8 protein-coding genes are annotated in these 11,871 nt (G+C 46.6%); 4 read left to right on the top strand and 4 right to left on the bottom strand.

Annotated elements, in window-relative coordinates; genetic code table 11:
* Nucleotides 1-160: 160 nt before the first annotated feature.
* Nucleotides 161-1,156 (bottom strand): type I-D CRISPR-associated protein Cas7/Csc2, encoded by a 996-nt coding sequence (cas7d, locus tag RLO19_RS30750; RefSeq protein WP_446361551.1) that lies wholly within the window; start codon nucleotides 1,154-1,156, stop codon nucleotides 161-163.
* A gap of 5 nt (nucleotides 1,157-1,161) precedes the next feature.
* Nucleotides 1,162-3,879 carry a CRISPR-associated protein Csc3 gene (locus tag RLO19_RS30745; protein ID WP_446361549.1) on the bottom strand — a complete coding sequence of 906 codons (2,718 nt, stop codon included), beginning with the start codon at nucleotides 3,877-3,879 and terminating at the stop codon, nucleotides 1,162-1,164.
* Between the two features lie 176 nt (nucleotides 3,880-4,055).
* Between RLO19_RS30745 and RLO19_RS30740 the strand changes: the two genes are divergently transcribed.
* Nucleotides 4,056-4,913, top strand: a complete 858-nt coding sequence (locus RLO19_RS30740; RefSeq protein WP_446361547.1) for a helix-turn-helix transcriptional regulator — start codon at nucleotides 4,056-4,058, stop codon at nucleotides 4,911-4,913.
* Nucleotides 4,914-4,955: 42 nt separating this feature from the next.
* On the opposite strand, the gene RLO19_RS30735 is transcribed toward RLO19_RS30740, so the two are convergent.
* The gene (locus RLO19_RS30735) at nucleotides 4,956-6,287 is read right to left on the bottom strand and encodes a hemolysin family protein (protein ID WP_446361545.1); all 1,332 of its coding nucleotides are present in this window, start codon (nucleotides 6,285-6,287) and stop codon (nucleotides 4,956-4,958) included.
* A 36-nt stretch (nucleotides 6,288-6,323) separates the two neighbouring features.
* Nucleotides 6,324-6,698, bottom strand: coding sequence for a hypothetical protein (locus RLO19_RS30730; RefSeq protein ID WP_446361543.1), 375 nt, complete (start codon nucleotides 6,696-6,698; stop codon nucleotides 6,324-6,326).
* Here RLO19_RS30730 and mfd point away from each other — a divergent pair.
* The 3 genes from mfd to RLO19_RS30715 all read left to right on the top strand — a co-directional run bounded on the left by mfd (nucleotide 6,697) and on the right by RLO19_RS30715 (nucleotide 11,660).
* Entirely contained in the window at nucleotides 6,697-10,296 is a 3,600-nt protein-coding gene (mfd, locus tag RLO19_RS30725; RefSeq protein ID WP_446361541.1) for a transcription-repair coupling factor, read from the top strand. The two genes, RLO19_RS30730 and mfd, sit on opposite strands and share 2 nt — an antisense overlap.
* 102 nt (nucleotides 10,297-10,398) lie before the next feature.
* The gene (locus tag RLO19_RS30720) at nucleotides 10,399-11,031 is read left to right on the top strand and encodes a ParA family protein (protein WP_446361539.1); all 633 of its coding nucleotides are present in this window, start codon (nucleotides 10,399-10,401) and stop codon (nucleotides 11,029-11,031) included.
* Nucleotides 11,031-11,660 (top strand): hypothetical protein, encoded by a 630-nt coding sequence (locus RLO19_RS30715; RefSeq protein WP_446361537.1) that lies wholly within the window; start codon nucleotides 11,031-11,033, stop codon nucleotides 11,658-11,660. Before RLO19_RS30720 ends, RLO19_RS30715 begins: the two co-directional genes overlap by 1 nt.
* Nucleotides 11,661-11,871: the final 211 nt, after the last annotated feature.

Genomic DNA, 11,871 nt, shown 5'->3' with positions numbered 1-11,871 from the left:
ATCAATGGATAATTAATAATTGATAATTGATAATTGATTAATTGGGTCTAAGACCTCTTCGTTTACGAAGAAATTAAAAAAGATTTTCCTTAATTTCAATCCTATTCTTTTAAGGAGAGGTCATTATCCATTGTTCATTATCCATTGTCAATTAGTGAATTCATTGTCCTTTTTTCTTCCCTTCACTTTTCACTTGGCGCAGGGGTGCATAAGATTGATCGAGTCGCTTGAGAAATGTTTCCTGTTCAGTCAAATCCCAATGGCGATCGACATCAGCAATCAGAGCATCCAGTTCCTCAGCAGACAGTTGCACAGAAATTCCTCGTTTATTTGTCCAATTAGTAATAACGGATTGAGTCACCGACACTAAAGCTTCAGTATTAAACGGATGATCGAGAGCCTTTCCATCAGCAATCAGCTTGTCGTAAACACCCTGCACCAATTCCAGAGAACTTGGCAGTTCAGCAATGCCACCAAAGATGCCAAGAATCTGGTTTTCCATCCGTCCAACGCGGCTCGAAATAGCTCCATAACGGCTAGTCAGTAGAATGTTACCCAGAGCATAGCGCAACTCATCAGCCGTTACATCTTTGAGCGTGACAATATCAAGAAAATGAACGCCCGGTTTAATGTATTCACTGGTATTGAGGGCAGTTGAAGCATTACCTTTTTCATCTCGCATCGTTCCATTTTCAAAGATGGCGTTGATCGTGCGATCGCCAATTAATTCCGTTGCAGGCAAAATACTAAAAGCATCTTCTGTCCAAACCCGGCTTTTTTGGGCACCTTCCCCTCCAGCCGCAAAACCATAAAGGAAACAGTCAATACACATTTCACAAGGTGCATTCGTGTTGAGAGCGCAAAGAGCATTACTTTTGGGTGCAGAGTAGAGGAGTTCGTGCGATCGCAGAAATTCCCGCCCCCGTCGCCGTTCCGGTGCAACCTGCTTGCGTTTAGTCATTACCAACCGAGGAATTGATTTGGTATGCTCGATTCCAGCCTGAACATACTCACTGCACATCGGTTCCCCTGTACCTTCCGTGCGGAAAATTGTTTCAGATTGCGTGGTGCGAAGGACAACAACTCCTATAGTGCGTCCTTTAGGAAAGTTTTCGTAGCTAGGTGCGAGAAATGGCTTTAAGGTTTCAATAGACATAATAATTACTCCGATTTTGTTTCAGTTGCTTGTTTAGTTTGGGCTTTTAATTCTTGACGAGCTTCTTGTAAAAAGAACAGATAAGCGGCTTCTAGAGTTTTGCTATCCGTTAACAGTCGTTCTGAACGTAAGTGATAAACCTCCTGAAACAGTTCTCTTAGAATTTGATAAAACTGTTTAACTTGCTCATATTTCGTTGCCCCAACACCGTGTTCTCGAATCCGATCAAGGCGAGTGTGATAGTCCTGAACCAGCGCGGCAAAAATAGTGTCCCAATCCAGATGAGACTTACGCGATCGCACAGCCTTAATGAATTCAGAAAAGGGTTCAGCTTGAGCAGTACGACGAAATGAACTGCCCCGCAGCTTGCCCACTTCAGCAATACGAGCGGCTTGTTTGAGATAATGTGAAACGCGATCATGTTCTTCTGACATAAGACTCTTCAGTAGTGTGGTTAAAGGTTCACAAATGCGAGTCCATATTGCTTCCAAATTTGGGTCATCTTGTTCTCGTAAAATCCATCGCAATAGGACAAAATACAGATTTAGGGGTCGTTGAGCGGCGCGAGCTAAATCGTAGAGGCAATCATCTTTTTTCTGAAGACTAGCCACATTAATCACTAATTTACCAATACACTGTAAACGCTCTAAAACCGCTTCCGCCGTCAAAGCCAATTGCAACTCTTGTTTAGACAAATGCCCTTGACGTTGATAAATACCTGAGCCGAGTAACGGTTGAAGTGACGAAGCAATTCCTTCCACTCTGCCAAAAACATCCCACTCTGGCTCAACTTCTAAATTGGCACTGAGAATAAAGGGAAATCCAAAATCAGGCGTAAGGGATAGTTCTAAAGCCAAGCGTAACGATTTGAGCAACGCCACTGAATTATTCGTATCACCCCAAACCACCGGAATTGTCACAGTAGAATAGGTGAACTCTGGACGCTTTGGCAATGCAAATCCCACAACTTTATTGGTTTTAAACGCAATTAAGTTATCTCGATATAATTGCAATTCATCGATTGTTACCGTTCCTCCTTCTGCGTTCGTTGCTGCTGTATCGTGAAGCCACTTTCGCCAAATGGCTTGTAATTTAGGACTTGACCCTTTAGGTAGGGCAAAGTGTAAGTAAAGTGGGTCTTGTTTGCTGGCTTTAGGAAAGTTAGCCCCCACTGTCATTAGCTGATAAGCCCGGGATGCCAAACTATCTGCCCGCCGCTTAGGTTCTGCACTCATACCACCCGGAAGACGGTTTGAGAACGCTTGTACTTTTGTTCCCGGTGGCATTTTGTGAGAAATCAATTCATCGACTTGAGCAGAAGTTGCTCCTAGAGAACAACGCTGGCGCGGATTTGCCTCGACATAAGCTGTCAGTTCTGCAAAACTTTTCCAATCTGTTGCACTAGAAAAATTGAGTAATCGCCTGACCGCTATTATCAAATCTTCTGAAACATCAACGTCTTCAGTTTGTCGAAGTTGAAATGAATCGTGTAACGTGGCGCGAATGCTTTCTATCCCACAGGCTACCCCTTTAACGGCAAACAAACTCCGCCCATATTGAGCGTTGAATGGTTCTAAAGCCCTACGTTGCTCAGGCGAAAGTCCAACCTGGGTAGCCATGCGATCCCATGCAGCTTTAGGACTCAAATCAGCTTCTCGATAGCTGAGATAGGCAGCTTTCATTCCTTCCGAAAGCGCAAACTCATCAGCCGTGGCTACAGGAGTTAATCCAACAGATTGAGCCGCCGCGATCGCGTCTTCTCCCGCATCTTTACTGTACTTGTGAATATCTTGTGCAACTTTATCAGATTTGTAGCCACTCAGCTTCCGGGTTAGCAAAATTTCGACTTGCTCAAGCGCCCCTTCTAGATTCTGTTGAATGGCTTGCGGATCGACTTTAATGCCATCTTTAGTAGCTTTAACCAGTTGTTCAATATTGCCACCAAAAACCCGATCAATCTGTTTCTGCCATGCGCTGGCAATCTCAACGGTTAAATCGTCTTCAGGAAATGCTTCCCCTGCAAAAATCTGCCCATCGGGGTCAATGGCAAGGGTATGCAAACCGCGCTTATGCAAGACTTGTTCACAAGCAGATAGTAACAGTGAAGTTAGATAACCCCGATCTTCTGATAACCTCACTTCAAACAACTGGCTAGGACGAGCCAAAGCAACGGTTAATTCATTTTCAACTTTACGAATCCGCGTTTTTTTAGGAATTCCCAAATCGAATAAATCCCCACCAATCAGCATCGCCGCCCAGCGTTTGATTTGGTCTTTGATTTGGGGATCTTCGGCAACAAACCGCATCCCATCGCTATTACTATGACCTGAATGGCTTTCAATCAGACGGCGAATCAGTTCAAGATCTTCATCTGTTTTGACCAGTGTACTTACACCAGCACGATCAAGTTGTTCGGTGAGAACGTTGCGATCGCGTGCTAAGGTTTTGACATTGCGCCCATCGTCTATCAGTTTGTTCAAATCATGAACAGCCGTTGCCGCAAGGATGCAAGCTCGTTTCTCTTCAGGAACCTTAGCAATTTTGCTGACGGTAAGGACAAACTGACAGGCTGAGTCAATGTGTTCCGCCAGAGTCCGCCCTTTGCGTGTTCCATACTGTCCATGAGTGGCGTGTAACTCGTACAGCTTGGGGCGAATCTCCTTAAAGTATTGCTCATCTAAACTTTCCGGCTCACGGTTCAGGAGCCGACGGCGTTTTAGCATCTTGCTTTCCTTTCGTTCAGTAGGTGTGTGTAAACCGTGCGCTTCATAAAACGCAACATTGAACAGGGTCAAGATTGGCGACAGCAGTCACACTTAAACTTGATGGATTGATGGTATAATGCCCTTACATAAAAGATCATGGCATAAAAATAAAAATAGTGCAAGTACATTTTTGAATGCCCAGAAAAAAAGAAACCCTAACACTGTCAATTCCACCAGGAACCAAGGAGCAACTCGAAGCGATCGCCCGTCGCCTCAACATCCTCTGGGGCAAAGAACCCAGTGTGTCAGGATTGATTGTGGCGATCGCACAGCAACAAGTTGAAGTTGGACAATCCCTCAAACTAAACTCAACCCATGTAGCAGCACTACAGCAAGCCACCAAAGTCCTCATTGACTCAGGCTACATCGGAGAAGCTCATACGCTTTTAAGTCTGTTGCTAGAACAGGGAAACCTGGAGAATCCAGTGCGTCAATCCCTCCAGCAGCTAGCTAGCCAACCTAGCGAGGCATGGCGAATCCGGGTCGATCAACACATCAATCACCAACAACCGTTTCGTCTGCTTTACTACAACGCTCAAGAGCAAGAGTTAGAGTTCACAGTTCGTTACGCTGAAATTTCCTTTGAAGAAAAGCGTTTTTACCTAGAAATCTGGTGTGAAGAAACAGAGGACATCAAAAATACAAGCTTTCCAGAACTCATACACAATCGCTGTCTGCGCCTAGATCGAATCAAAGCGATTGAACCGATTGAAGGACAGTGGCACAGTGAAGGCTTAGATCACCTAAAAGTGTACTTGCACTTTTATCGAGGAATGGTTAAAGCTTACGAACCGAGAGCGAAAGACATTAGCAATGAAGTTGTCGGAGAGGTACGACAGGTCATACGGCGCGTATCAAACCCCTTCTGGTTGGAACGAGAAGTCTTGCGCTACGGGGGAGATTGCGTAGTCATGTCGCCAGAGAATGTGCGTGAGCGTGTCAAACAAAAACTACGAACTCTCTGCCATTTGTACGATATCGAGACTCGGTGACATCCTCCTATTTACCGTAGGCATTGCCCACCAGCCTTAGTTTCAATACACATCATTAGAACGCTGATAAAACTCTTTTTGCAACGGTGCCACCAATACCTTATCCACCCGATTGCCATCCATATCCATCACTTCAAACCGTAACCCTCCCCATTCAAAATAGTCAGCCGCAGTAGGAATGCGACCTAAATGAGTAATCACAAAACCGCCTAACGTATGATAGTTTCCCCGTTGCTCTCCCGGTAACTCCTCAATGCCAAATAGTTTGCGGAACTCTTCAACGGATAACATACCATCAACTAACCATGAACCATCCTCCCGCTGTACCGCGTGCAACTCATCCGCATCATCAAAAGAGGGAATTTCACCAATAATGGCTTCTAAAATATCATTGAGTGTCACTAATCCTTGAATTATTCCATACTCATCCACCACCAATGCCAAATGGGGTCCTGATTGCTTGAATAACTCCAGTACTTTCAGCGCCCTAGTGCTTTCGGGGATAAATAATGGCTGCCGCAAGCAACAGGTTAGATCGAGAGGATAACCCGCCAGACAATGGGCAAGTAAGGCATTGACTGTCACAACACCCAGCACATTGTCAATTCCCCCCTGACAAACCGGAAAACGAGTATGGGAACTCGTCATCATTTTATGGCGGTTCATTTCTGAGGAATCGTCTAAATTTAGCCAGACAATATCGGGACGAGGCGTCATCAAGCCACCAACCCGTTGATCATCTAACCGGAATACTCGCTGCACCATGTCTTGTTCGACTTGCTCAAAGGTTCCGGCTTCTGTGCCTTGCTGCATTAAAATCTTGATTTCTTCCTCGGTTACCGTCGGTTCTTGGGAAGGGGCTATGTCCAACAGGTGCAATACTGTTTCCGTGGAATAGCTTAATAAATGAACCGCAGGCGCTGCGAGTTTTGCCAAAAATTTCATCGGTGCCGCTACCGCCGTGGCAATTAATTCTGGGTTACTCAGTGCCAATCGCTTGGGCACCAGTTCCCCGATAACCAGAGACAGGTAGGTAATCGTCACCACGACAACAAATAACGCGATCGCATCTGCCCGGGCGGCAAGTAGGGGAATCCCCTCTAATTGGGTAGCGAGTTGTTCGGCGATAGTCGCACCGCCAAAGGCACCGGCGAGGATACCAATCAGGGTAATCCCAATCTGAACCGTGGAGAGGAACTGATTCGGGGAATGGGTCAACTCCAAAGCCGTGCGAGCTTTGGAATTACCTTGATTAGCTAATTGTTGCAGGCGCACCTGGCGAGCGGCGACAATTGCCATCTCTGACATAGCAAAGATACCATTGAGTCCGATTAGTAAAAGGATAAAGACAATTTCGCGAGAGACAGAGGACATGAGTGTAATGGCTGGGAATGGGGGAGAATGTATTTCTCAGGTTCTAGTATTAAGCATGACTTGAGTTCTGGGTTTTGGCTGTAGAGATGTGATGCGAGAAGCGTCTGCGGTTTGGTGTCTGGGTTCCAATTGACTCCTATCCATGGGAGGAAACCCTTCCTGAGCAAGGAAGGTTTGAGGGTGGCGATAGAATAGTTTTTTTAACGCAGAGGGACGCAGAGGTTCACGCAGAGGGACGCAGAGGGGTTGAGCGGGAGATTGGGTGTGGGGTGAATCAGGTTGGGGGTTTGGTGTCGGGGCTTCTTTTGAGTCATAAGTGAGTAAATCTGCCTCGACTAAGGCTTCTACAATGAGATAAGCCGATGGATGGCGGCTTGGGTTGTCTATTTCTAATAACGTGCGGTGAATCATGGCATTCTCTTCTATCATTCGGACTCTGGAGCGATCGCCTCTGACGAGTGAACTCCTCTCTAAACTGAATCGTCAGTCGTCTTTGCACCTGAATGGGATTGCTCGTCTACCTAAGGGGTTAGTCTCATCTGCTATCGCCCAAGCCGCAGGGCGTAATCTTTTGGTTGTCTGTGCCACGTTGGAAGAAGCTAGTCGCTGGGCGGCGCAATTGGAAGCGATGAATTGGCAGACGGTTCTTTTGTATCCCACTTCAGAAGCGTCACCCTACGAACCTTTTAACCCAGAATCGGAAATGACTTGGGGACAAATGCAGGTATTAGCCGATTTGGTTATTGGTCATTCGTCAAGTTCTGATCAGGCTAACCCAGGTACTTCAACGGACAATGGACAGACAAAGCACCAGGGACTGGCAATTGTCGCCACTCATGGGGCACTTCAACCCCATTTACCACCCGTCGCCGCCTTGGCATCCTACTGCCTGACAATCAACCGAGGTATAAGTTGGGACACTAAAGAAATCGATCAACAATTAGCACGCTTGGGTTATGATCGAGTGCCACTGGTGGAAATGGAAGGTCAGTGGAGTCGGCGCGGTGATATTGTGGATGTTTTCCCAGTTGCGGCTGAATTACCGGTGCGTTTGGAATGGTTTGGGGATGAACTCGAACAACTGCGCGAATTTGACCCCGCAACCCAACGCTCTCTCGATAAAATTGAGCAGCTGGTACTTACCCCTACTGATTTTAGCCCCATTATTACTGATGCCCTCAGTGATACCCAAGTTCAACAGGTTCAAATCCATCTAGAGGAAGAGGAACAGGCACTTTGGCAAGCCGGGGGACATCTGGAAGGGAGTCGCCGCTTCTTGGGTATTGCCTTTGAGAAACCTGCCTCTCTATTGGATTATTTACCTGATAATATCGTTATTGCCATTGACGAACCCGAACAATGTCGCGCCCATTGCGATCGCTGGGTGGAACACGCCCAAGAACATTTAGATACATTAGCCCATCCTCTTCCCCCTCTCCATCGTCAATATGCTGAATTATTCAACAAGCAAACCCCAGTCAGGGCGGGTTTTGATCAAACTTTATCATCAACACCGAAACAACAATCCCTAAACCCGCCCCTACACACTCAAACCTTACTCTATTTATCGGAACTGGCAGAAGCAACTAATGAGACGGCGGTGAATTTAGCCAGCCGCCCCATTCCCGCAACACCACACCAATTTGCCAAACTTGCAGAAATTGTCCGCAGTGAACGCGATCGCAAGTTTTCGGTTTGGCTGATTTCTGCTCAACCTAGTCGTTCTGTCTCTCTTTTACAGGAACATGATTGTCCCGCCCAGTTTGTTCCTAATCCCCGTGACTATCCCGCTATTGATAAACTGCAAAGCCAGAAAACACCCGTGGCGGTCAAATATTCCGGATTAGCTGAACTCGAAGGCTTTATCCTGCCTACGTTTCGCCTTGTTGTCATTACCGATCGCGAGTTTTTTGGACAGCATACCCTCGCTACCCCCAGTTATGTGCGTAAACGACGCCGCGCCGCCTCGAAACAGGTTGACCCGAATAAGTTAACCCCTGGGGATTATGTGGTACATAAAAATCACGGGATTGGTAAATTTGTCAAGCTAGAAAGCCTCACCCTTAACCATGAAACCCGTGAATATCTAGTTTTACAATATGCTGATGGATTATTGCGCGTCGCCGCTGATCAGGTGGGGGTTTTGTCTCGCTATCGCAGCGCCGATAGCCCTGCGCCTCAACTGAATAAAATGTCCAGCAAAGCCTGGGAAAAGACCAAAAGTCGGGTTCGCAAAAGCATTAAGAAACTGGCGGTTGATTTACTCAAACTCTATGCCCAACGCAGTCAACGTTCCGGTTATGCGTTTCCCGTGGATTCCCCTTGGCAAGATGAACTAGAGGAGTCATTTCCCTACCAACCCACCCCAGATCAACTCAAGGCGGTGCAAGATGTGAAGCGAGATTTAGAGAGCGATCGCCCTATGGATCGCTTGGTTTGTGGGGATGTGGGGTTTGGGAAAACTGAGGTGGCATTGCGGGCAATTTTTAAAGTGATTACCTCCGGCAAACAAGTCGCCTTCCTCGCCCCAACCACGATTCTGACTCAACAACATTACCACACTCTAAAAGAACGCTTTGCTCCCTATCCTATTCATGTGGGATTACTCAACCGTTTCCGCACTGCTCATGAACGCAAGGAGATTCAGCGCCGCCTCAATACTGGGGAATTAGATGTTGTTGTGGGTACCCATCAATTATTAGGAAAAGGTGTAACATTCCGCGATTTAGGTATGTTAGTTATTGATGAAGAACAGCGATTTGGAGTGAACCAAAAGGAGAAAATTAAAGCTCTAAAAACTCAAGTCGATGTGCTTACCTTAACTGCTACACCCATTCCCCGTACTTTATATATGTCCCTATCTGGGGTGCGGGAAATGAGTTTGATTACCACACCACCCCCTTCCCGACGTCCCATTAAAACCCATTTAGCCCCTTATGATCCAGAAGCGGTTCGTACCGCGATTCGCACGGAATTAGATCGAGGGGGACAGGTGTTCTATGTTGTCCCCCGAGTCGAGGGAATTGAAGAAGTAGCTACTAAACTGCGGGAAATGATACCAGCGGCGAGACTGGCTATCGCCCATGGGCAAATGCCAGAAGGGGAATTAGAAGCGACAATGCTCACCTTTAGTAACGGGGATGCGGATATCCTCATTTGTACCACCATTATTGAATCGGGGTTAGATATTCCGCGAGTGAATACTATCCTGATTGAAGACGCCCAACGCTTTGGTCTAGCCCAACTCTACCAACTGCGGGGACGAGTCGGGCGATCTGGGGTTCAAGCACATGCTTGGTTATTCTATCCGAAGCGAGAAACGCTTTCTGAGCCTGCTCGCAAGCGCTTACGGGCGATTCAGGAGTTTACTCAGTTGGGCTCGGGGTATCAACTGGCGACGCGGGATATGGAAATCCGGGGGGTGGGAAATCTCCTCGGGGCGGAACAGTCGGGACAAATGGATGTGATTGGCTTTGATTTGTATATGGAAATGCTGCAAGAAGCCATTCGCGAGATTCAAGGACAAGAAATTCCCCAAGTGGATGATACGCAGATTGACTTGAATATCACCGCCTTTATCCCGGCTGATTATATTCCTGATTTGGAGCAAAAGATGAGTGCGTATCGGACAGTGGCGGCGGCGAATTCCCAGTCGGAGTTAGCCCAAATTGCGGCTGATTGGAATGATCGCTATGGTTGTTTACCCGCACCCGTTGAGCAATTATTGCGGATTGTAAAACTTAAACAGGTGGCGAAGTCTCTAGGATTTAGTCGAATTAAACCCGAAGGGAAACAGCACATTGTTCTGGAAACGCCGATGGAGGAACCGGCGTGGAATCTATTGAAAGAGAACTTACCCGAAAATTTGCGATCGCGCTTTGTCTATTCTCCTGGTAAAGTAACAGTACGGGGGTTAGGCGTCCTCAAAGCTAACAAACAGTTAGAAAATTTAATTGACTGGTTAAGTAAGATGCAAGGAGCATTACCCAAAGCGATAAAACCTGTGTAGGGGCGGGTTTCACCACTATTGTTTCCAATGACCAAGATGTCACTAAACCCGCCCCTACCAAATAACAAATGATGAATGACAAATGACATGAACAAATGACGAATGACCAGCATAATCGCTATCATTAATGGTAAGGGAGGTGTGGGCAAAACCACGACCTCAGTTAACTTAGCCGCCGTACTAGCGGAGAAAAAACAGGTTTTATTAGTGGATACTGATCCCCAAGGTTCAGCGAGTTGGTGGGTGGAACGGAGTGAGGGAAAAATCGGGTTTGATGTCGCTAAAGAAACCAATCCTCAACTCTTGAGTCGCCTGCAAACCCTGAAAGGCTACGAGTTAGCCGTTGTGGATACGCCGCCCGCGCTGCGATCGCAAGCCTTGAATGCAGTTGTCGCGATCGCAGATTATATTGTTTTACCCACACCTCCCGCACCGATGGATTTAGCGGTTTTAATGGAAACCGTGCGGCGTGCGATCGCGCCTGTGGGAACCTCCCATCGGGTACTCTTAACCCGGGTAGACTCTCGTAGTCGCCGGGAAGCCTTAGAAGCTCAAACCACACTCCGGGAACTCGGCGTTCCTGCATTCGGGACGTTTATTCGGGCGTATAAAGCCCACGAACGCGCCGCCCTACAGGGGATACCGATTACTCAATGGCGGGGAGAAAATGCCAGTGAAGCTCAAGCTGATTATCGCCGCGTGGCGGATGAACTACACCATAATTGGGGGTGCTAATGGCTAAAAAACGTTTAACTGATTTGCTACGGGAAGAGGTGGAAAAATCGCCATCCCCGCATCAGCAAAATCTTGACGATACCGACGAACCGAATACTGAAACAGAGGAGACATCAACTATGGCAACTAGCCGGAGAACCAGTACAACGAGAAGCTCGAATCCGACAAAAGCTGACCTAGAAGCCACCGTTGCGGAATTGAGGCAAGCACTGGAGGAAGCTCAAAACCAAGAAACCACTTTGGTTGATTTAAAAGATAGTTTAGCACAAGCTGAGCAACGAGAACGTGATTTGAAAAAACAAATTACGGATTTAGAAACACAATTGCAGCAGCAGCAAGAATCCGTTGAACAATTACAAAATGAGTTAAAGAAAATTAATCATCTCAAGAGTGAGTTTGCTCAAGCCAAAGAAGCCGCCGTTCAACTTGCCCAAGCCAATGAAAAATTGCTCCAGGAGGTTGATACACTTAAACAAGAGAATGAATCGATCAAAGTGAATCAAAAGCAACCTGTAGAGACCAAACGACCTTTAGAAACCAAGCGTCCTCAAACCCGCACTCTAGGACGACCAATTCAAAAGGAAAGCGATAAGCCGGCTGATTTTGCCAACAAATCGTGGTTACTGTGATGGCTTTCCCTACTTTGCCCTCAACATTTGTACTTTAAATTTTCTCCAGAGGGCTTGAGGTACTGGTGAGATTCACAAATTGACAATGGATAATGAACAATGGATAATGACCTCTCCTTAAAAGAAGAGGATTGAAATTAAGGAAAATCTTTTTTAATTTCTTCGTAAACGAAGAGGTCTTAGACCCAATTAATCAATTGTCAATTATCAA

It is taken from the genome of Coleofasciculus sp. G2-EDA-02, assembly GCF_040226375.1.
Lineage (GTDB): Bacteria > Cyanobacteriota > Cyanobacteriia > Cyanobacteriales > Coleofasciculaceae > Coleofasciculus.
This window is presented reverse-complemented; position numbering and strand designations above follow the sequence as displayed.

What these genes read in the sequence shown, in the direction of transcription:
- cas7d (WP_446361551.1), bottom strand. Translation starts at nt 1,156, where the DNA reads ATGTCTATTGAAACCTTAAAGCCATTTCTCGCACCTAGCTACGAAAAC.
- mfd (WP_446361541.1), top strand. Translation starts at nt 6,697, where the DNA reads ATGGCATTCTCTTCTATCATTCGGACTCTGGAGCGATCGCCTCTGACG.
- RLO19_RS30730 (WP_446361543.1), bottom strand. Translation starts at nt 6,698, where the DNA reads ATGATTCACCGCACGTTATTAGAAATAGACAACCCAAGCCGCCATCCA.
- RLO19_RS30715 (WP_446361537.1), top strand. Translation starts at nt 11,031, where the DNA reads ATGGCTAAAAAACGTTTAACTGATTTGCTACGGGAAGAGGTGGAAAAA.
- RLO19_RS30735 (WP_446361545.1), bottom strand. Translation starts at nt 6,287, where the DNA reads ATGTCCTCTGTCTCTCGCGAAATTGTCTTTATCCTTTTACTAATCGGA.
- RLO19_RS30720 (WP_446361539.1), top strand. Translation starts at nt 10,399, where the DNA reads ATGACCAGCATAATCGCTATCATTAATGGTAAGGGAGGTGTGGGCAAA.
- RLO19_RS30740 (WP_446361547.1), top strand. Translation starts at nt 4,056, where the DNA reads ATGCCCAGAAAAAAAGAAACCCTAACACTGTCAATTCCACCAGGAACC.
- RLO19_RS30745 (WP_446361549.1), bottom strand. Translation starts at nt 3,879, where the DNA reads ATGCTAAAACGCCGTCGGCTCCTGAACCGTGAGCCGGAAAGTTTAGAT.